Below are 21,397 nucleotides of genomic sequence, written 5' to 3'. Positions count from 1 at the left end.
TTAGATGCCCTCACTATATCAAATCACTACCACCTCCATTCACCGGCAATCTTTAGCGGAATTTCCAGATTATTCTCTTTTAAGAAACTCTTTATTACGTTTTCACTTTGCCTCTCTACCGGTAAAACAGGAGTATTTGCTAAACCATAAACTAGCATAGCACTATAGCGTACTGTATTTTTTAGTTCTTGCTCGTCAACCAGTTTAAAAACGTCTCCATCAGAATGGTAATAAGGGCCTGAATTATTAGGCAAATCACCCCCGGTACCACCACCTATTGGAATTCCTTGCAGCATAAAAGGCTGATGATCGCTATGCAACCATGCCCCAGAATAAAACATATTTTTAAACCCTGTATCTATCTTAACAATCTGGCTACCCCATGAAGAAAATAAGTCTTTCATTTCAATTCTGCTGGTAGCAAATCCCTTTGGATCATTGGTCATATCATAGTTCAGCATAAATTTTATCTGATCTAGCGTATTTAAATGCTTTGCAGCTTCTACATATGCTTTGGAACCTAGCAGCCCTTGCTCTTCACCCATAAACAATACAAACTCAACTGTTCTTTTATTCTCAAGTTTCAGCGCTTTATATGTTCTTGCCATATCTATAATCGCAAAGGAACCAATACCATTATCAATAGCTCCTGTAGCCAAATCCCAACTATCTAGATGGCCACCCACTACAATCTTCTCATTAGGCAAATCTGTTCCCTTTAAGGTCGCAATTACATTTCTAGCTTTAATTACTCCCGAGAAATTAGTCATATTTAAACTTGCAAATTGCTGCTGAACTTTCAGTTTCTCCTTAATTCGCATCCCATTTTCCAAACCAATGCAAACCGCAGGTATGGTAATTAACTTACCCGTTACAGATGCAGTTCCCGTAAGCAATACTCCGCCTTTTACTCCATTAATAATAATAATTCCTGAAGCACCATATTTTATAGCAATCGCAGCCTTTTCAGAGCGATGAAGAGCTGGCGTACCTTCTGGAGAACCAGGAAGCACTCCCAAAAACACCAATGCAATTTTTCCTTTTACATTTCCCGCATCTCGCTTATAATCTTCTTCCAGGCCATTACCCAAATCAACCATTTCAGCAATTACATTTGCCTTTACCGGAGAATGGGCAAGCGTTACAGATGTTATTTTAGTTAGGCTATCTTTACTGCCACCAATCTTAGTTTCATTGGTTAAACGGCTCCAACTCTCTACCTCAAAAGGTTGAAATTTCACATCATACCCATAAGATGCCAACAATTTATAAGCATATTCTTCAGCCTTTTCACCATTTGCAGACCCTGTTAATCTATGGCCGATTGATTCAGTCGCATTTTTTAAATTAATGTATGCCTTTGAGTTACTTTGTACCTCTGTATTAATTTTATTAAAAGCAGCACTAAAATTATCCTGTGCCTTAACTTTAATAAAGGCACAAAAAACAAGTAAAAAGAGAGAAATTCTCATAGAAAAACTAATATTATTTTTTACGCTCAGTAGTATATCTTACCAGCTGTTCCAAACCTGTTCTGGCATCTCCTGGTTCAAAACTATGCAGAATATCAAACGCTTCCTGCTGATATTGTATCATTTTCTGATTAGCATAATGTACACCTTCATTTGCATTTACAAAATCAATGATTTCCTGTATTTTCTTAGGATCATCTTCATGATTCTTTACCAGGTTGATCATTCTTTTCCGTTCAGCCTTCTCTGCCCTATTTAAAGCATATATTAAGGGTAGTGTAACCTTTTTCTCTTTAATATCGATACCTAAGGGCTTGCCAACATCATCCGTTCCAAAATCAAAAGTATCATCTTTAATTTGAAAAGCTATCCCTACCTTTTCACCAAATAGGCGCATTTTTTCGATGGTCTCATCATCTGCACCCGCAGATGCGGCGCCACAGGCACAACAAGAAGCAATTAAAGATGCAGTTTTCTGTCTGATTACATCAAAATACAAAGCTTCACTGATATCCATTCTACGGACCTTCTCAATCTGAAGCAATTCACCTTCGCTCATTTGCTTCACAGCTTCAGAAACTATTTGAAGCAAACGAAACTCACCATTATTAACAGATAACAATAAGCCTTTGGCCAGCAAGTAATCACCAACCAAAACAGCAATTTTATTCTTCCAAAGCGCATTTATGGAAAAGAAGCCTCTTCTTTCATAGGCATTATCTACCACATCATCGTGAACTAGTGTTGCCGTATGAAGTAATTCTACCAATGCAGCTCCACGATGTGTAGATTCTATAATACCCCCACAAAGTTTTGCAGCAAAAAAAACGAACATCGGACGGATTTGTTTACCCTTTCTTTTAACAATATAGTGGGTAATACGGTCTAATAACGGAGCATCACTGTGCATCGAGGCTTTGAACTTTTCTTCAAAGACATCAATGTCATTTGCTATTGGTAATTTTATCTGATCTATTCCAGGCATTCAGGTAAAAAATGTGTGTGCAAACATAAATTAAATTCCTTTAAAAGCGTACTTTTAGTAAAAAGTTTAAGATGAAAACAACATTTATAGTACTATCGTCTCTACTTGCACTAGTAATAGTGGTTTATCTGCTAGGTCCAAAACCAAAGCATCCGATCTACGCAACAACGCTCCCTTCAGTTCCTGCGGTTAATCAACTAGAAGATTATGTTAAAAATATAGAAAGCAAACATAAAATTAAACCCAATAATGAGGCTGAGATTGTTTGGGCAGACACAGCCAATAAACAACAAACAGAGTATGCTATAGTTTACTTACATGGCTATTCAGCTTCTAAAGAAGAAGGGAACCCTACCCATATTAATCTCGCCAAAAAGATAAAAGCTAATCTTTACCTCGCACGATTAGCTGATCATGGCATAGATACTGTTTCAGCAATGGAATATTTCACTGCCGACCGCTTATGGGAAAGTGCTAAGCAAGCGCTTGAAATAGGGAAACGACTTGGTAAGAAAGTGATTTTAGTAGGCACCTCTACAGGAGGTACACTGACGCTTAAACTTGCTGCAACGTACCCCGACATTTATAGCATTATTCTTATTTCGCCAAATGTGGCGATTAATGAACAGCTTGCCTTTCTTGCCAACGATCCCTGGGGCCTGCAGATGTCGAGAATAGTAAGAGGTGGGAAAGAAGAAGTAGTAAAGGGTAAATCCGATGAGTACAAAAAATATTGGTACACCCAGTACCGTCTCGAATCAGTAGTGCAGCTAGAAGAATTAGTTGAAACTACTATGAACGAAGAAACCTTCAAAAATGTAAAACAGCCAACACTACTTGTGTATTATTACAAAAATGAGCAGGAACAAGACCCCGTTGTAAAGGTTGATGCCATGCTAAAGATGTATGACGAATTAGGGACCCCAGCCAATTTGAAATCAAAAGTAGCTATTCCTAATGGGGGCAACCACGTTTTGGGTTCGCACATCACGTCCAAGGATCTTGAAAGCGTTCAAAAAGCTATTGATGGTTTCGTAACAAAAACCCTAAAAATAACGGTAAATTAACCCTTCATTGCTTTAGACGGGCAAGCAAAGTCAGTTCTTTTTAATCCGGTAGATTTAATTGCTCCGTAACCACCTGCAATATCCACAACGTGATCAGCTCCCCTGGCTTTAAGAATAGAGGCAGCTATCATAGAACGATAGCCTCCAGCGCAATGAATATAATAAGTTTGCTTAGTATCAATTTCTTTAGTCCACTCATTAATATAGTCCAACGGACGAGTTAAAGTGTTTTCTAAATGCTCTGCCTCATACTCTCCCGGCTTCCTAACATCAAGTGCATTAACATTTGGATTTTCATTAACGATATCCTCAAAAGCATCCGCAGAAATAGAAGTAATCGTATCTACATCCTTTCCACTAGCAGCCCAGGCAGCAATACCGCCTTCTAAATAGCCAATAGTATTATCATATCCTACACGAGCTAAGCGTGTAATAGCCTCTTCTTCTTTTCCCTCTTCAACAATTAGCAATAGGGGTTGCTTCAAATCTGTTATTAAAGCCCCTACCCATGGAGCAAACTGCCCATTAAGCCCAATATTTACTGATGAGGGGATAAAGCCCTTGGCAAACGCCTGAGGATCTCTGGTGTCAAGAATCAAAGCTCCTGTATGATTAACCATCGCTTCAAATTCATTTGGGGCTAAAGGAGTAGATCCTTTTTCATAAACCTCATCAAAACTCTCATAACCATGTTTATTCATAGCAGCATTTTTAGCAAAATACTGTGGTGGAGGTAAAATACCGTTTGTAACCTCCTCTATAAACTGTTCTTTTGTTGCTGCTTTTAGTGCATAATTCACTTCCTTTTGATGCCCAAGAGTATCAAAAGTTTCTTTACTCATGTTCTTACCACAAGCAGAACCAGCGCCATGTGCAGGATAAACCAGTACATCATCGGGCAAGGTTAATATCTTGTTATGCAATGAATCGTATAAAGTACCAGCCATATCCTCAACAGTTAAAGAACCTTGCTGAGCTAAATCAGGCCTACCAACATCACCGATGAATAAAGTATCTCCAGTAAAAATGCAATAAGCTTTGCCGTCCTTATCAGTTAACAAATAAGTTGTAGATTCCGGTGTATGACCAGGTGTGTGTAAGGTAGTAATCGTTAAATCTCCAATTTTAAATTGCTCACCATCTGTAGCAATATGAGATTTAAAGGAAGTTTTAGCAGTGGGTCCATATACAATTTCAGCGCCCGATTTCTCGGCCAAATCAACATGCCCGGATACAAAATCTGCATGAAAATGAGTCTCAAAGATGTACTTTATTTTAGCATTATCTTTCTCAGCTTTCTTTAGATACGGTTCAACTTCGCGCAAAGGATCTATTATAGCCGCCTCCCCATTACTTTCAATATAGTAAGCCGCTTCGGCCAAACAACCCGTATAAATCTGCTCAATATTCATTCCCATATACAAATTTAAGATTATAATCTTCCAGCTAAAAACCTACGCCGCAAATTTACTTTAAACAGTTAATTCGCCTCTTAAAGGCTGTTCTATTAAACGTACCAGTTCATTTCTCTCCAGTCCTTGCCCCATTAGGTACATTAATTTAGTAGTGGTGGCCTCAAAAGTCATATCATAACCACTTATCACTCCCATTTGTTGTAACTGTTTACTGGTTTGGTACATCCCAAGTTCAACAGAACCACGTTGACATTGAGTAATATCAACGATCAGCTTGCCTTTATCGATTGCCTTTTGCAGACATTCAATAAACCATTCAGCTGTAGTTGTATTTCCTGAACCAAATGTTTCCATAATTATAGCATCAACCGGCGAATTGGTTATTGCTTTAACCGCCTGTGGCGAAATGCCAGGATACAATTTAAGCACCCCAATATTTGGATTGAATTTCAAATTCACCTTTATTGCTTTCTCTGGCTGTGGCAAAATATAATTCTTGAAAAAAGAAAGCGTTACGCCTGCTTCTGCCAAAACCGGATAATTTGGCGATCTGAAAGCTTCAAATTTTTCGGCGTTATATTTTATAGACCTGTTACCCCTAAACAATTGGTAATCAAAATATATACATACTTCCGGAATCATTGCTTTTCCAGAATTCTTAGTGGCAGCTATTTCAAGAGCTGTAATTAAATTCTCTTTAGCATCCGTCCTGATTTCCCCGATAGGAAGCTGAGAGCCGGTAAGCACTACTGGCTTTCCAAGATTCTCTAACATAAAGCTTAAAGCAGATGCGGTAAAAGCCATCGTATCCGATCCGTGCAAAATCACAAAACCATCAAACTCCTCATATTTATCGCAAATCAGTTGTGCAAGATCAGCCCAAATCTCTGGTGTCATATTAGAAGAATCCAGAATTGGATCAAAAGAATACACATCAAGATCATAGTTCAGTCGTTTAAGCTCCGGAACATTTTGTTGAATCTGCTTAAAATCAAAAGGGATTAACGTACCTGTTACCGGGTCATTAACCATCCCTATGGTACCACCTGTATATATGATAAGTATTTTAGTCATTATTAAACTTTAAAAACGCTGATAGAGTTTGCTGTAGTTACTGAGGCAATTTCTTCAATACTTGTATTGTAAATCTCTGCTAAGCGCTCTGCAACATGAATAAGGTAGCTGCTTTCATTAGGTTTTCCTCTAAAAGGAACCGGTGCTAAATAAGGAGAGTCTGTTTCCAAAACAACATTTGTTAGTGGAATATTCATTAACACCTCATCTAATCCTGATTTTTTATAGGTTACAACACCTCCAATACCCAGATAAAAGCCAAGATCTATAGCCTGCTTAGCTTGCTCCAAATTTCCTGTAAAACAATGAAAAATACCTCTTAATTTTTCGCCTTTTTCTTGTTCAAGCACTTCAAAAACTTCATCAAAGGCTTCTCTGCAGTGAATCACAATAGGCAAATCAAGATCTTTAGCCCAGTTAATCTGCTCTACAAATGCCGTTTTCTGAATTTCTAAGGTGCTTTTATCCCAGTACAAATCAATCCCTATCTCCCCTATCGCATAGATTTCTCTGTCGACAATACTCTGGCAAATTTCATCCAGTACCAACTCATAATCCTCTTTAACTTCACAAGGGTGAAGTCCTGCCATAGCAAAACAGTTTTTAGGATATTTCTTTACCATTGCATCTATACTGGCAATTGATGCGATATCAACATTAGGTAAAAATAATCGTCCTACATTATTATCAAGGCAGCGCTGCATTAGCAAAGCTTGTTTTTCCTCGTCTGTTTCGTAATACAGGTGCGTGTGGGTATCTGTTAAAAGCATGAGCAAAGTTAATAAAAAACAACAGTAAGCTGACAACAACTGAAAGCCTATCCAAAAAGGATTAAGTCCCAGCTCTATTCAGCATAAATATTGTATCATATTAGACAATAGTCTAACAGAGTCTGACCTGAGTCTAAGGAGAGTCTGAGTTGAGTCTGTCAAGTTAGAAAATGCGGGGGGTCTTATAGCTTTTTTAGGAATCGACAGAGGGCTTTTAAAGGGGGGAGCAATTAAACAAAGTCAATATCATGAATCTTTTCGTCGTCCTGAATTTATTTCAGGATCACTAAAGAGAAAGAAAGCCTTGCTAGTGAGGGGTCCTGAAATAAATTCAGGATGACGACTGTATAAAAAAAGAGCCTTATCAATTTAATGATAAAGGCTCTTTTTTATTCGACTGTTTTTACAGTCTACTTATTATTTTTTAGTTGCAGGAGCAGCAGGAGCTATTGGAGCAATAGTTGCACCAGCTTGAGCTGAAGGTTTTTTAATATCTACAACTTCAATTTCAAAACATAAAGGAGAGAAAGGAGCGATTCCAGCTTGTGGCTGACCACCTTCTCCGTAACCTAATACCGAAGGAATGATTACAGTGATTTTTCCACCTTTACCAATTAATTGGTAAGCTTCGTCAAATCCTGGGATTGCAGCACCGATAGTAAACGGACGTGGAGCATATTTTGCCATAGCGTTATATTTTCCAGCTTCTTTAGCAACAGATTCGATAGAAGTATCAAAAATATTGTCTTTACCGTTTGCTTTTTTAGTAAGCAATTTACCAGTGTAGTTTAACATGATTGTATCACCCGCAACTGGTTTTTGTGCACTACCTGGAGTATTGATTACATAATGTAAACCAGATGCAGTAGTTTGAGTTTTAAGGCTATTATCCTCAATGAATTTTTTAATCTTACCTGCTTCAGAATCTTTTGCTTTAGCAATAGTAGCCTGGTAATCTTTTTGGAAAAACTCCTGAGCTTTCTTTTGGAAAGTTGAATCTGCTTCGCCAGCAGCTTTTTTCAATACTTTTTCAATTTTAACAGTAAACACCATGTAAGTATCTTTTGCATTTGCTGGTGGTTTTGGCTGACCAGAATGCTTAGCCATAGTATCAAGATTTAACTTAAATGTTGCACTATCACCTTCACCAAATAAATAAAGTACATCGTTCATATCACCCTCATAAGCTTTTTTTCCTACTGGAAATATTTGCGGCTGACCTAAATCGAACGTACTTACAATTGTTGAATCTTTTTCAGTTTTTTGGATAAAGTTAATCTTAACAATATCGCCTTCTTTAATTTTTTCAGCTCCTCCAGATTTGTGTATTTGATACATCAAACCGCCCGGTCCTTTTTTGTAGTTGTTACAAGCAGCTAATCCTAATGTTGCTGCGAAAAGAATTACTATACCTTTCTTCATGTGGTTTTATAAATTATTTTTGGTTTCTATTTATACTTTTTAATTATACTTAAAAGGGTTGCCCCTGTTTATTGTAACAATTGGGTTTTATATTCTATCAATACAGATTTAAACTGTTCTATTGTATCTTCTAAATTCTTATCCGACACCCCACCTGCAGCGTTTCTGTGTCCACCGCCGTTAAAGTATTTCTTACAAATCTCATTAGCAGGAAAATCGCCGGTGGAGCGCAAAGATAATTTAACTTTATCAGTTCTTTCAATAATAAATGCAGCAAGTCTGATCCCATTTATAGACAGCGCATAGTTTACTATCCCCTCTGTATCACCTGTAGCAATGTTAAATTTATTTAATTCCTCCTTGGTAACGGAAATAATTGCTGTATTAAACTCTCTGAAAATCTCTAACTTGTTACTTATACAATGACCCAAAAACCTCAGTCTGTTTTCAGTCGCATTATCATATACCAGCTGATGAATCCTCCAGTGCTCAGCACCTAAGTCAATTAAATCGGCAGCCATGCGGTATACATCTGATGTTGCCGAAGGGAACCGAAAAGAGCCCGAATCCGTCATTATACCAGTATACAAACAAGTGGCGATGTCTTTATTCATCCTTGCTCCATCTCCCAGTTCATTTACAATAAACTCATAAACTAACTGAGCTGCTGCACATGCACTAATACTCCAATGACGATAATCATCAAAATCTTCAGGTTCCAGATGATGATCTATCATTAATTTATAGGCATCTGAAGCTCTAACTAACTCACCTAATTCATTAATTCTGGTAAGACTGTTAAAATCAAGACAAAAAATCATTGCTGCTTCTGCAACCAATTCAGCAGATTGCTCTGGTTGCTCTGTATAAATGATCACATCAGAATTGTTAGGAAGCCAGTGCAAAAAATACGGATAGTCAGTTGGGGTAATCACCTTTACATGATGCCCAAGCTGAATCAAATACGCATATAGCCCCAAAGAGGAACCCATTGCATCCCCATCAGGTTTATGATGAGTAGTGATTACTATTTTTTGCGGCGTAGCCAGCAACGACTTTATTTCTGAAATGGACAACATAATTTTCGGTCGCAAAGCTAATGATTTAATGATTAATTGAACCTATTATATTTCTTCTGTAAATCTATTTATTTTAACCCTGCGGAGAGATCGCTGTAATTGTTTTACGCAGTACGGATTATATCTAAGTTTCAAACTTTAATATTAACAGTATAAAACGTAATTTTGCAAAAAAATTGAAATAAATAAAATGACAACGAACAGAACTTTTACCATGATCAAGCCTGATGCTGTTGCAAATGGGCATATCGGTGCAATTATTAATGATATAACTGCAGCTGGCTTTAAAATCATCGCATTAAAATACACTCAATTAACGCCTGAAACTGCTGGTAAATTTTACGAAGTACATAAAGAACGTCCTTTTTATGCTGATTTAGTAAGCTTCATGTCTTCAGGACCTATCGTTGCTGCTATTTTAGAGAAAGATAACGCTATCGAAGATTTCAGAACTCTTATTGGTGCTACCAACCCTGCAGAAGCAGCTGAAGGTACTATCCGTAATAAATATGCTAAATCTATTGATGCAAACGCTGTTCATGGTTCAGATTCTAACGAGAATGCTGCTATCGAAGGTGATTTCTTTTTCACCGCTGCAGAGCGTTTCTAAGACCCGTTTTCATCATTAATCTGGATATGCATCCTTTATGCCTATCGGCATCCTGAGAGCCTAGCATTCGAAAGAATGCAAAAAAGTGGCAATGACAATTTTGTATACTCGGTCGTCATCCTGAATTTATTTCAGGACCCCGCAAGAGAAGGGAAGCCTCGCTAGTGCGAGATACCGCTCTTCAGCGGCATGACGACCGCTATACACAACGAGCAGAATAACCTCTTTGTCATTGGTAATTTATTTCAGGATCTCGTTTAAGCAAGGTTTGAATAGCATGTTCGAGATCCTGAAATAAATTCAGGATGACGACCGTATTAAAATAAGCACCTCAAAAAAAGGTGCTTATTTTTTTATAAAGTTTGTACCTTTCGGAACAAATTTATTAAAATGAAGAAGATCGCAATCGCACTTTTATTACCATTATGCTCTGTTGCAGCACTCGCTCAAACAAGCAAAAAAACTACCCCTGCAAAAAAAGCACCTGCTGCTAAAAGCACAAAAAAACCAATCTCAGCACCTACTTTCAAAACTACACTGGATTCAGCTAGTTATTCTTTTGGAATAACAATGGCCTCTAATATGAAAAAAGATGGCTTGAATGCTCTTAATTACGACTTGTTTGTAAAAGGTCTTCAGGATGCTTTCAACGAAAAGCCATTTGCGCTTACAACACCAGCATCACAAGCTGCCATCAATAATCTGTTTGCAACTTTAAGTAAAAAGAAATTCGGACCTGCAATTGCAGAAGGATCAACATTTCTGGAAAACAACAAGAAACAACCAGGAGTTCAGGTAACAGCAAGCGGATTACAATACCAGGTTATTACAAAAGGTACTGGCATTATGCCTAAAGCTACAGATACTGTACTTGTGCATTACAAAGGTACTTTGTTAAACGGAAAACAATTTGACAGCTCTTACGACAGAAATGAGCCTATATCATTCCCTTTAAATGGTGTAATTGCCGGCTGGACTGAAGGCGTACAATTAATGCCTGCAGGTTCAAAATACAAATTCTTTATCCCATATAACCTTGCCTATGGCGAGCGTGGAGCAGGTCAGGACATCCCTCCTTACAGCACACTTGTATTTGAAATTGAACTACTTAAGGTAAACGGAAAGTAAATATAAAACCATTGGCGTAAGATTTTGTTAAGTAATAAAACAGAAAGCTTATGATGACCAAAAGATTTTTTCCACTTGCAATTATAGTATTTCTAACAACCACATTAACCAGCTGTAAATTAATTGAAGGAATTTTTAAGGCAGGTGTAATGACGGGGGTAATCGTTGTTGTTCTGGTTCTGGCACTAATCATTTGGCTGATCAGTAGAATATTTTAAAGCAAGTACAAACAAAACTACTACAGAAATACAATATCTGTAATCACTTCGGAGCCGGCACGTTCATTAATTTTTTGAATGATGCCGGCCCTAACCATCAGCAATTCATTTTTAACCACTGATGATTCAATCCTTACAAACAACTTTTTATGTGCTATATAAATTTGTGTAGTTCTGTTTGCAACCGCCTTGCCCATTAACTCTGGCCAAAAAGCTACTACAGAAGTCTCATCAAACCGCCCCTTTAATTTGTATACATTAAGTAATTTACCAATACCTTCTTTTAAGGTAATATCTTTAGGTTTACGCATGATTTACTGATCCGTTAATTACTTCAAATAATGTTACCGGCACATTTATCTTATTAAATAATGCCAAAACTCTCTCTCTTCCTGTATCTGTTATAAAAATCTGTCCAAAGTCCTGATGAGACACCAACTCCATTAGTTTGTGCATCCTCCTATCGTCCAGTTTATCAAAAATATCATCTAGCAACAGCAAAGGCTTAAACCCTTTATGTTCCTGAAGATAAGTATATTGAGCCAATTTCAATGCAATTAAAAACGATTTCTGCTGTCCCTGAGAACCGAACTTCTTTAAAGGCATTCCTGTAATGGTAAATAACAGTTCATCTTTATGAATTCCAGTGGTAGTTCTTTCTAAAATCTTATCCTTTTCTATAGATTGTGCTAGCAATTGTTCAAAAGGGGTATCAATTAGCTGACTTTGGTATTGTAAACTTACCTGCTCATTATCCTCTGTTAAAAACTGATAATACTTATCAAACAGGGGAATAAAATCAAGCATAAACTGCTTTCTTTTGGCGAATATCTTCATGCCTGATTGAACCAACTGCTCATTATAAATCTCCAGTAGAGTCGGATCATAGCTTCTGGTTATTGCTATCTGCTTAAATAGCGCATTCCGATTTAACAAATGACGGTTATAAAGAATAAGCTCATCCAAATAATGTGTATCTGTTTGTGAAATCACATTATCCATAAAACGCCTACGTTCCTCACTCCCATCGGTAATGATATTCGTATCATATGGAGAAATCATTACCAAAGGGAACAATCCTATATGATCAGCCAGTTTATCGTATTCCTTTTTATTTCTTTTAAACTGCTTTTTCTGATTTCTTTTTACCCCACAGGTAATTTTTTCATTCTTTTCCTTACGATCAAAATCGCCTTGTATTAAAAATAAATCTTCGGCTGTTTTAATCTGCTGACTATCTATTGGATTAAAATAACCCTTGCAAAGGCACAAATAATGTATTGCATCCAGCAAATTAGTTTTACCGGCGCCATTATTTCCAACAAACGCATTTACTGTTTTCGAAAAACTAATACTCGCATCTGCGTAGTTCTTAAAATTGAGAAGTGTAATATTTTTTAACCACATATTATCAGTAGCCAAAGTTACCGTTTAGCTTTGTTAAATCAGGCTGATGTTAACCTATTTATTTACCCACAAACTTTGGCGTTTTTGATGGTCTGTTACTACGTTAGATTAAGATATTAAACCATCGGTCGGTTCTAATTAACGCTCAGTTCATTAAAGTTTATTTAAATACTCAAAAAAGGGGTTGATACTTTAATGTAAAAATGTATTTTTGCAGTCCTTAATTTTTTTAAATAAAATGTCCACAACAGAAAAAGAAATAAATCAACCGGTAAGAAAGGGTTCTTTTTTACAAGAAAACTCGAAAAGCCTTTTGTTCATTGCAGGTGCTATCATTGTACTAATTGGAATTTACATCTGGTATCAGAGTGTTTATTTAAAAAACAGAGCGGAAGAAGCTTCAGCTAAAATGTATAAAGCAGAGCAATTCTTAGGAGTTGACTCATTAGCCAGCAAAGCTATAAACGGCGAAGGCGGTTACCCAGGATTTGAAAAAATTGCTGATGAGTATGCAAATACTAAATCTGCTAACCTAGCTAATCTTTATTTAGGTGGTATCTATTTACGTAAAGGTGAATACCAAAAAGCGATTGAGTCTTTAGGCAAATATTCTGAAACAGGAAGCCCTGTTGCAGATCCTTTAGCTTTAGGTTTACTTGGTGATGCATATAGCGAGCTAAAAGATTACAAACAAGCAATCACTTACTATAAAAAAGCAGCTGATAAAGCGAGCAACAAATTTACTTCTCCATTGTTCCTTAAAAAACTTGGTTTAGTTTATGAAGTTCAAAAAGAATATAAAGATGCTGCTGAAGCGTATACTAAGATCAAAACTCAGTATCCTCAAAGTCAGGAAGCACAAATGATTGACGAATATATTGCCCGTGCAGAAGCACAAGTAAAATAAGTCATCACAACTTTTATACAAAAGGCCGGTACATTCTGTACTGGCCTTTTTTGTTTAATCGATTGTCCTTATTTAATCGATCGTCATCCTGAATTTATTTCAGGACCCCTCAAGAGAAAATCAGCACCCCTCAAGAAAAAATTAGAGCCTCTCAAGAGAAAGAATGCCTTGCTAGTGCGAGGTCCTGAAATAAATTCAGGATAACGATTGACTAAATAAGGACGATCGATTAAAAAAAATGTCATTACCACTTTTTGCATTTCTTCTAATGCCAGGCTCTCAGAATAACAAATCCCTTATTTTGAAGAACCTTTGCTTAAACAATGCTGGGGAATTATTAGGGCGTTATTAGGGCGATTGGCCCTACCAAGGCCCTAGCAAAGCCCTATCAAGGCCCCAATAACAGAAGCCTCTAAAAACCCAAGAAAAACTCCTGGCTTACAACAGAACAGATGCTTTAATGAATTAGCAGATCATTACTTTTCAATTAAAAAACTTTTATGAATTTTCCCTAAATTTGCCGCATGGCAACACAATTAAAAAACCTGTCTGATTTTTCTCATACAACAGTACCGAATGGAAGCGCTTATAAAATAGCGATAGCAGTAGCAGAATGGAATGCAGAAATTACCGGAAGCCTGTACAATGGCGCGTTAGAAACACTAGTTAAACATGGCGTTGCTGAGGAGAATATCCTTTCAATTGCTGTACCCGGCAGTTTTGAATTAACATCCGCAGCCGATCTTCTTTTACAAAAACACAAAGATCTTGATGCTGTTATTTGTCTTGGCTGCGTAATTCAGGGAGACACTAAACACTTTGATTTTATTTGTGATGCAGTTGCAAATGGTATCACTCAGGTAAGTGTTAAACATAGCAAACCTGTTATTTTTGGTGTTTTAACCACCAATGATCAACAACAAGCGATAGACAGAGCAGGTGGTAAACACGGAAATAAAGGTGATGAAGCCGCTATTACCGCATTAAAAATGGCTGAGCTATCGGCTACAGTCTAAAATTACTTTGATACTTTCTTCAAAAGGTGTAGATTAGAAGAATATATCAATTAAAGATTCATACAGATGAAGAAAGTAGCTATTTTATTACTCGGCGTATTTTTTGCCATATCTGTTTTAGAAGCATGTTCTAACAAGATTTGTCCCGCTTACAATTCGTATCCGGAAGGCAAAAGAAGAAGATGATAACTAAGGCTAAACTTTAGAAAGATATTAGATGCAGTGGAAAAACATTACTGATTTAACTCAAATCAGCGAAATACAACAAAAAGAGGGTTATAGTTTAATATTTAAACACAGCACCCGTTGTTCAGTTAGCTCAATGGCTAAAAGACGTTTTGAATTGGACTGGGAAGCAATACCGGCTGATACCTCCCTATATTTTTTAGATCTAATCAGCTACAGAGATATTTCAGCACAAATAGCTGAGACCTTCCAGGTACATCATGAGTCACCTCAAATCTTATTGATTAAAAATGGCGATTGTATTTTGGATGCTTCTCATAGCGATATCTCTGCTGATGAAGTTGCAGAAGTGATAAAAGAATAACATTACACCATTCAAACATTTCAGTTTTGCAACAATTCAAACCTATTGCTTAACTTTGCCCCATGATCGCACTTCCGGTTGTTTCAGAAAACCCAGTACAACGTAAACCAGATTGGCTTAGAGTAAAGCTTCCTGTAGGTAAAGAATATGCACAAGTTCGTAGCCTTGTAGATACACACAAGCTCCATACGATCTGCGAAAGCGGTAATTGCCCAAATATGGGTGAATGCTGGGGTGCAGGTACTGCCACCTTTATGATTCTTGGAAATATCTGTACTCGCTCCTGCTCATTTTGTGCTGTAGCTACAGGCAGACCTTTGGCTGTTGATTTAGACGAGCCTAACCGTGTTGCTAACTCTGTTAAATTAATGCAGGTAAAACATTGTGTTATTACTTCTGTTGACAGAGATGATTTAAAAGACGGCGGTTCTATTATCTGGGCTGAAACACTACAAGCCATCAGAAGAGAAAGTCCTGAGACTACACTTGAAACACTGATTCCTGATTTCAGAGGCGTATGGGATAACTTATACCGCGTTTTGGAAGAAAGACCTGAGGTGATGTCGCACAACGTAGAAACCGTTAGACGATTAACCAAACAAGTCCGCATCCAGGCAAAATACGACAGAAGCTTAGAGTGCCTAAAACGTATCTCAGAATTTGGATTAAGAACTAAAACAGGTATTATGCTTGGCTTAGGAGAAACAGAGGATGATGTTTTAGAGGCTATGGATGATCTGGTAGCAAATGGGGTTCATATTTTAACCCTTGGCCAATATTTGCAACCTACACGCAACCATCACCCTGTGGTAGACTGGATCCACCCTGATCAGTTTGCTAAATACAAAGAAATAGGATTAGCTAAAGGCTTAAGGTATGTAGAAAGCGGCCCGTTGGTACGTTCTTCTTATCATGCTGAAAAGCATTTGTTTGATTTTTAACTGCCGGTTAATAAAAAAACAAATACTCCTTTCATCTTGTTGTAGTTTCTGTATATTAGCAAACCATTGGCAACTACAAAAAAAATATCGCTATCTGAAGAAGAGCTAGTTAGTAAACTGAAAAATCGGGATACTATTGCTATTCAGGCTTTGTATGATATGTACTCTGGTGCATTGCTAGGTGTTATCTCAAGAATTATTGAGCAAACTGAGGTAGCCGAAGATCTGTTACAAGAAACCTTTATAAAAATATGGAATTCGGCAGATAGCTACGACAGTACTAAGGGCCGACTATTTACATGGATGATGAACATTGCACGCAACTTATCTATCGATAAGGTACGTTCAAAAGATTTTAAAAACTCCAGTAAAAACCAAGATATAGAAAATAACGTAGATTTCATTGACGCACAAAAAGAAGTTACCTTTAATGCGGATATTCTGGGTATTAAAGATATGGTTACTGCGCTCAAGCCAGAATTTAATGATGTACTAAATATGGTGTATTTTAAGGGATATACACATGTGGAAACGGCAGAAGAACTAAATTTACCATTAGGTACCGTAAAAACGCGTATCAGAATGGCTATTATGGAATTAAGAAAGCATTTCAATTAAAGTGGAAGAAGTAAAAGCATATATTGAATCAGGCATACTTGAACTTTACGTTCTGGGGCAATTGAATGCTCAGGAGCAGAAAGAAGTTGAAGCAATGGCATCAAAACATCCTGAAGTAAAACAGGAAATTGAAGCCATTGAAATTGCTATGGAGCAATATGCGCTACAAAATGCCATTAAACCTTCTGAGGGTCTTGGTGATAAGATATTTGAAAAAATTGGACTATCTGACAACCTTGAAAAAGCTGAGCCGATAGTTGCTAAAGCAGTTAATGAGGTTAAACCAACTAAAGAAGCTGTAATTATTCCTTTAAATACAGCTCCATACGAATCTAAAATAAAAACGTTACGCATAGCTCTAGTGGCATGTATTGCACTTTTAGTAGTAAGTGTTATTGCACTTTACAATGCACACAATCAATTAGGTAGTGCAAAAGACCAGATAGCAGAATTAAACCTCAATAACGAGAAGTTTACAAGCACTGTTAATTTCATGAAGCAAAGCAATGCTGATCTGCAAAAGATTATTGACATGGCTAATGATCCTGATTGGAAAACAGTAAAGCTTGCAGGCACAGCTATGGATCCAAAAGCTAAAATGACTGTTTACTGGCATGCCAAAGGTAAGCATGTTATGGTTGACAACTCTAAAATGGATTTACCAGTAAACGATCAACAGCATCAGTATCAACTTTGGGCTATTGTAAACGGGAAACCGGTTGATTTGGGTGTATTTGATGTTAAAGCAGACTCTACCCACATTTTGGTAAATATGAAAGAAACCGGCTCTGCTGCTGCGTTTGCGGTAACTCTTGAAAAAAGAGGAGGCAGCGTAAACCCTACCATGAATCAAATGGTTGTAATAGGTAACGTTTCTATCTAAAGCTTAGCTTAACAGAAAATCTTTTATAGTTCTTGGAATTTGTTCTGCAACCTGAGAAGCGGTTACATTAAAGCTTTTTATTGCCAGATCATCACCTGCTTTACCGTGGAAATAGCAGCCCAGTATTGCAGCATCTTTTGCCGCATAGCCTTGTGCAACATATGCAACAATTATTCCGGTAAGTACATCACCCATTCCACCTTGTGCCATTGCAGGGTTACCTGTAGAATTAATAAATACCTCACCACGTTGACTTACAATGAAGGTATATTGGTTTTTTAAGACAATAACTATTCCTAACTGAATTGCTTTCTTTCTTGCAGTTTGCAATCTATCCCACCAATTGGTATGCTTACCAAATAAACCATCAAACTCTTTTACATGTGGGGTTAATATAGAGTGCTTTTCTATTATAGCCAACAGATCAGGGCGAGATGCCAATATGTTTAAAGCATCAGCATCAGCAATAAAATCTCTTTTTAAAGTGAATAACTGAGCTAATGTTTGCTCTGCTTTTGCTCCCTTACCTAGCCCTGGACCAATAGCAATAGCGCTATACTTAGTTAATGCGTCGTTTTTAAGAAGCGCCTTTCTTTTTATGAACATCACTTCCGGGAGCAATGTATTTAATGCCGTCAATCCACTTTCAGGCATCGAGGTTGTAGTTAAACCTGCCCCTGCATACAAACACCCCTTAGATGTGAGCAATGCAGCCCCCATGGTTTGCTGAGCCCCGGCAATGATTAGCGCATGCCCATAGCTTCCTTTATACGAAAATGCTGCTCTAGGCTTAAATAGCTTTTTAATATCCTCTGGTTCTATTAAGCGAAAAGGAGATGTTTCTTCTTCTTTAGTGGTTTGTTTGCCTAGTCCCTTCCCTACTATCTGCGTTTTACTTTGCGGATCCGAATCAGGGAGGAAAGAGTTTAAAAAAGTAGCCATATGCTTAAAGTCCCATTTCTTTTTTCAAAAATTTACCGGTAAGGCTTATTGGGTTTTGAATTAAGCCCTCAGGAGTACCCTCAAAGATAATTCTACCACCACCTACTCCACCCTCTTCACCAAGATCTATAACCCAATCAGCAACTTTTACCACATCCAGGTTATGTTCAATAACTAATACTGTATTTCCCTTCTCAACCAATTCGTTTAGTACTCCTAATAAGACACTGATGTCTTCAAAGTGTAGTCCTGTAGTTGGTTCATCAAGGATGTAAAATGTTCTTCCTGTATCCTTTTTAGAGAGTTCAGTAGCTAACTTAACACGTTGCGCTTCTCCCCCAGATAAAGTTGTAGATGATTGACCTAAAGTAATATAACCTAAACCAACATCCTTTAAAGTCTTAATTTTACGATAAATTGCCGGCATGTTCTCAAAGAAATCGCAGGCCTCCTCAATACTCATATCCAATACATCACTGATGGACTTACTTCTGTAACGTACTTCTAATGTTTCACGGTTATATCTTTTTCCACCACACTCTTCACAAGGCACTTGCACATCAGGTAAAAAATTCATTTCTATAACCTTCATTCCTCCACCCTGACAGGTTTCGCAACGTCCTCCTTTTACATTAAAAGAAAAGCGACCTGGTTTATACCCTCTGATTTTAGCTTCGGGTAGTTGTACATATAAATTTCTAATGTCTGAAAATACGCCAGTATAAGTAGATGGATTTGACCTAGGTGTACGGCCAATAGGTGCCTGATCTATTTCAATTACTTTATCTATCTCTTTTAAGCCATTGATCTTTTCATAAGGCAATGGATGCTTTTTAGCCCTAAAGAAATGATGATTTAATATAGGATAAAGGGTTTCTGTAATTAAACTTGACTTACCACTGCCTGATACTCCGGTTACAGCAATGAACTTGCCCAATGGGAAATCAACTGAAACATCCTTTAAGTTGTGTCCACTAGCCTTAATAATAGAAAGCTTGTGCCCATTTCCCTTTCTGCGTTTTTCGGGCACTATTATGCCCTTTTTACCATTCAAATAGGCGGCAGTTAAAGTATCTGATTTTAAAATCTCCTCAGGAGTGCCTTGAGCAACAATTTGTCCCCCGTGAGCACCTGCTGCAGGGCCTACATCTATTACATGATCTGCTTCCAGAATCATATCCTTATCATGCTCAACAACAAGCACAGTATTTCCAAGATCCCTAAGATTCTTAAGGGCACCAATTAAACGTTCATTATCACGTTGGTGCAATCCAATACTTGGCTCGTCCAAAATGTACATCACATTCATCAGTTGCGAGCCAATCTGAGTAGCTAACCTTATTCTCTGTGCTTCACCACCTGAAAGTGTACGTGCTGTACGATCTAATGACAGGTAGTTTAAACCTACATCGGTAAGGAACCCTAATCTTGCACGGATTTCTTTAAGGATTTCCTTTGCAATAGTATTCTGTCTATCGTTTAACCTGCTTTCAACATCTACATACCAATTTTTAAGGCTTACGATGTCCATTTCCGCAAGTTCAAATATATTCTTGCCGTCAATTTTAAAGTTCAGGCTTTCTTTCTTTAAACGTGCTCCATTACATACAGGACAGGTTTTTAGCTTACGGAAACTCTCCATATCATCAACCGCACCTTCGCCCTTACGCTCATGTTGTTCTTCTAATAGTTTAATGATCCCGTCAAAAGAAATCTGGTAATTCTGAACGTTCCATTTATTGTATTCAACAGCAACACTTAGCAATTCATGAGTACCGTTAAGAAGGATATTGATATTTTCCTCACCCAGTTTTTCAAGTGGCGTTGAAAGTGAGAAGTTGTATTTTTTTGCAAGAGCCTTTAATACCTGGAAAACCCAAACTTCGCGGTACTCTCCCAAGGGAGCTAACCCACCATTTAGAATACTTAGTTTAGGGTTTGGAATTACCGACTCCTTATCGATTACAAAAATATAACCCAGGCCGTCGCAATTTTCACAGGCTCCATATGGAGAGTTAAAAGAGAAACTATTAGGCTGTGGCTCATCGTAAGAAATACCCGTAGTTGGGCACATTAAAAAGCGACTAAAGTGCGAAACATTATTAGCCTTATCGCTTATTTTAATGATTCCCTTACCCAAGCGCATAGCGGTTTGGAGCGAATCTTGAAGGCGCTTTACATCCTTCCTATCAACAACAAGTCTATCTACTACAATCTCAATATCGTGAATTTTATACCTATCGACCTGCATTTTAGGCGTGATATCTTGTATATCACCATCAATACGAACTTTTACATATCCTTGTTTACGAATCTGTTCAAAAAGCTCACGATAGTGTCCTTTACGACCTTTAACAACGGGTGCCAGTATGTTCACCGGCATGTCATCATATTTATTAAAAATGTTATTCAGAATCTGGTCTTCACTCATGCGCTCCATTTTCTCACCTGTATTATAAGAAAAGGCATCAGCTGCACGAGCATAAAGCAAACGCATAAAATCATAGATCTCAGTAATTGTACCCACAGTAGATCTTGGGTTTTTACTGGTTGTTTTTTGCTCTATTGCAATCACGGGACTTAAGCCAGAGACTTTGTCTACATCAGGTCTTTCCATCCCGCCCATAAACTGGCGCGAATAGGCACTAAAGGTTTCCATATATCTACGCTGTCCTTCGGCATAAATAGTATCAAAAGCCAATGATGATTTACCACTCCCACTTAAGCCGGTAATTACTACCAGCTTATTTCTTGGAAAGGAAACATCTATATTCTTAAGGTTATGCACCCTGGCACCATACACTTCTACATCTTTTTGCTCGCCCAGGTCAATGGTATTTTTGCTCATATATATATTAAAACCAATATGGATATCTGATGATTAAGATAACAA

21 protein-coding genes are annotated in these 21,397 nt (G+C 37.5%); 10 read left to right on the top strand and 11 right to left on the bottom strand.

What is annotated here, in order from left to right; genetic code table 11:
• Nucleotides 1-26: 26 nt before the first annotated feature.
• Nucleotides 27-1,472: a M28 family peptidase gene (locus HQN83_RS09560; RefSeq protein ID WP_173090099.1), complete on the bottom strand. Its 1,446-nt coding sequence runs from the start codon at nucleotides 1,470-1,472 to the stop codon at nucleotides 27-29.
• Between the two features lie 13 nt (nucleotides 1,473-1,485).
• Nucleotides 1,486-2,457 carry a polyprenyl synthetase family protein gene (locus tag HQN83_RS09555; RefSeq protein ID WP_173090098.1) on the bottom strand — a complete coding sequence of 324 codons (972 nt, stop codon included), beginning with the start codon at nucleotides 2,455-2,457 and terminating at the stop codon, nucleotides 1,486-1,488.
• Nucleotides 2,458-2,528: 71 nt separating this feature from the next.
• Between HQN83_RS09555 and HQN83_RS09550 the strand changes: the two genes are divergently transcribed.
• Entirely contained in the window at nucleotides 2,529-3,524 is a 996-nt protein-coding gene (locus HQN83_RS09550) for an alpha/beta hydrolase (protein WP_173090097.1), read from the top strand.
• On the opposite strand, the gene HQN83_RS09545 is transcribed toward HQN83_RS09550, so the two are convergent.
• The 5 genes from HQN83_RS09545 to HQN83_RS09525 all read right to left on the bottom strand — a co-directional run bounded on the left by HQN83_RS09545 (nucleotide 3,521) and on the right by HQN83_RS09525 (nucleotide 9,284).
• Nucleotides 3,521-4,942, bottom strand: a complete 1,422-nt coding sequence (locus HQN83_RS09545) for an MBL fold metallo-hydrolase (protein WP_246254412.1) — start codon at nucleotides 4,940-4,942, stop codon at nucleotides 3,521-3,523. The genes HQN83_RS09550 and HQN83_RS09545 overlap by 4 nt on opposite strands.
• 54 nt (nucleotides 4,943-4,996) lie before the next feature.
• On the bottom strand, nucleotides 4,997-6,013 hold the full coding sequence (locus HQN83_RS09540) for an asparaginase (protein ID WP_173090096.1): 1,017 nt from the start codon (nucleotides 6,011-6,013) through the stop codon (nucleotides 4,997-4,999).
• 2 nt (nucleotides 6,014-6,015) lie between these two features.
• Entirely contained in the window at nucleotides 6,016-6,783 is a 768-nt protein-coding gene (locus tag HQN83_RS09535) for a TatD family hydrolase (RefSeq protein WP_173090095.1), read from the bottom strand.
• A gap of 417 nt (nucleotides 6,784-7,200) precedes the next feature.
• On the bottom strand, nucleotides 7,201-8,205 hold the full coding sequence (locus HQN83_RS09530) for an FKBP-type peptidyl-prolyl cis-trans isomerase (RefSeq protein WP_173090094.1): 1,005 nt from the start codon (nucleotides 8,203-8,205) through the stop codon (nucleotides 7,201-7,203).
• Between the two features lie 68 nt (nucleotides 8,206-8,273).
• Complete coding sequence (locus tag HQN83_RS09525) at nucleotides 8,274-9,284, bottom strand: DHH family phosphoesterase (RefSeq protein WP_173090158.1); 1,011 nt, start codon at nucleotides 9,282-9,284, stop codon at nucleotides 8,274-8,276.
• 190 nt (nucleotides 9,285-9,474) lie between these two features.
• On the opposite strand from HQN83_RS09525, the gene HQN83_RS09520 reads away from it, so the two are divergent.
• From HQN83_RS09520 to HQN83_RS09510, 3 genes are all read left to right on the top strand, one after another.
• Nucleotides 9,475-9,894, top strand: a complete 420-nt coding sequence (locus HQN83_RS09520; protein WP_108205087.1) for a nucleoside-diphosphate kinase — start codon at nucleotides 9,475-9,477, stop codon at nucleotides 9,892-9,894.
• A gap of 390 nt (nucleotides 9,895-10,284) precedes the next feature.
• Nucleotides 10,285-11,022, top strand: a complete 738-nt coding sequence (locus HQN83_RS09515; protein WP_173090093.1) for an FKBP-type peptidyl-prolyl cis-trans isomerase — start codon at nucleotides 10,285-10,287, stop codon at nucleotides 11,020-11,022.
• A gap of 50 nt (nucleotides 11,023-11,072) precedes the next feature.
• Nucleotides 11,073-11,240 (top strand): hypothetical protein, encoded by a 168-nt coding sequence (locus HQN83_RS09510; protein ID WP_173090092.1) that lies wholly within the window; start codon nucleotides 11,073-11,075, stop codon nucleotides 11,238-11,240.
• 20 nt (nucleotides 11,241-11,260) lie between these two features.
• Here HQN83_RS09510 and HQN83_RS09505 read toward each other — a convergent pair whose 3' ends face one another.
• Nucleotides 11,261-11,551: a DUF721 domain-containing protein gene (locus tag HQN83_RS09505; RefSeq protein ID WP_173090091.1), complete on the bottom strand. Its 291-nt coding sequence runs from the start codon at nucleotides 11,549-11,551 to the stop codon at nucleotides 11,261-11,263.
• The gene (recF, locus tag HQN83_RS09500; protein ID WP_173090157.1) at nucleotides 11,544-12,647 is read right to left on the bottom strand and encodes a DNA replication/repair protein RecF; all 1,104 of its coding nucleotides are present in this window, start codon (nucleotides 12,645-12,647) and stop codon (nucleotides 11,544-11,546) included. Before recF ends, HQN83_RS09505 begins: the two co-directional genes overlap by 8 nt.
• A gap of 238 nt (nucleotides 12,648-12,885) precedes the next feature.
• Here recF and HQN83_RS09495 point away from each other — a divergent pair, with 238 nt between their 5' ends.
• The 6 genes from HQN83_RS09495 to HQN83_RS09470 all read left to right on the top strand — a co-directional run bounded on the left by HQN83_RS09495 (nucleotide 12,886) and on the right by HQN83_RS09470 (nucleotide 17,562).
• Nucleotides 12,886-13,554 carry a tetratricopeptide repeat protein gene (locus HQN83_RS09495; protein ID WP_173090090.1) on the top strand — a complete coding sequence of 223 codons (669 nt, stop codon included), beginning with the start codon at nucleotides 12,886-12,888 and terminating at the stop codon, nucleotides 13,552-13,554.
• A 524-nt stretch (nucleotides 13,555-14,078) separates the two neighbouring features.
• Nucleotides 14,079-14,570 (top strand): 6,7-dimethyl-8-ribityllumazine synthase, encoded by a 492-nt coding sequence (gene ribH / locus HQN83_RS09490; RefSeq protein WP_173090089.1) that lies wholly within the window; start codon nucleotides 14,079-14,081, stop codon nucleotides 14,568-14,570.
• A gap of 217 nt (nucleotides 14,571-14,787) precedes the next feature.
• On the top strand, nucleotides 14,788-15,120 hold the full coding sequence (gene ytxJ, locus HQN83_RS09485) for a bacillithiol system redox-active protein YtxJ (protein ID WP_173090088.1): 333 nt from the start codon (nucleotides 14,788-14,790) through the stop codon (nucleotides 15,118-15,120).
• A 62-nt stretch (nucleotides 15,121-15,182) separates the two neighbouring features.
• On the top strand, nucleotides 15,183-16,061 hold the full coding sequence (gene lipA / locus HQN83_RS09480; RefSeq protein ID WP_068891398.1) for a lipoyl synthase: 879 nt from the start codon (nucleotides 15,183-15,185) through the stop codon (nucleotides 16,059-16,061).
• Nucleotides 16,062-16,127: 66 nt separating this feature from the next.
• Nucleotides 16,128-16,679 (top strand): RNA polymerase sigma factor, encoded by a 552-nt coding sequence (locus tag HQN83_RS09475; RefSeq protein WP_173090087.1) that lies wholly within the window; start codon nucleotides 16,128-16,130, stop codon nucleotides 16,677-16,679.
• A 1-nt stretch (nucleotide 16,680) separates the two neighbouring features.
• The gene (locus HQN83_RS09470) at nucleotides 16,681-17,562 is read left to right on the top strand and encodes an anti-sigma factor (RefSeq protein WP_173090086.1); all 882 of its coding nucleotides are present in this window, start codon (nucleotides 16,681-16,683) and stop codon (nucleotides 17,560-17,562) included.
• Nucleotides 17,563-17,565: 3 nt separating this feature from the next.
• On the opposite strand, the gene HQN83_RS09465 is transcribed toward HQN83_RS09470, so the two are convergent.
• Both HQN83_RS09465 and uvrA read right to left on the bottom strand, forming a co-directional pair.
• Entirely contained in the window at nucleotides 17,566-18,504 is a 939-nt protein-coding gene (locus HQN83_RS09465) for an NAD(P)H-hydrate dehydratase (protein ID WP_173090085.1), read from the bottom strand.
• Between the two features lie 4 nt (nucleotides 18,505-18,508).
• Nucleotides 18,509-21,352 carry an excinuclease ABC subunit UvrA gene (gene uvrA / locus HQN83_RS09460; protein WP_173090084.1) on the bottom strand — a complete coding sequence of 948 codons (2,844 nt, stop codon included), beginning with the start codon at nucleotides 21,350-21,352 and terminating at the stop codon, nucleotides 18,509-18,511.
• Nucleotides 21,353-21,397: the final 45 nt, after the last annotated feature.

Source organism: Pedobacter foliorum (genome assembly GCF_013266735.1).
Classification (GTDB): Bacteria; Bacteroidota; Bacteroidia; order Sphingobacteriales; family Sphingobacteriaceae; genus Pedobacter; species Pedobacter foliorum.
Note: the sequence above shows the minus strand (reverse complement) of the source record. Positions and strands in the feature narration are given on the sequence as shown.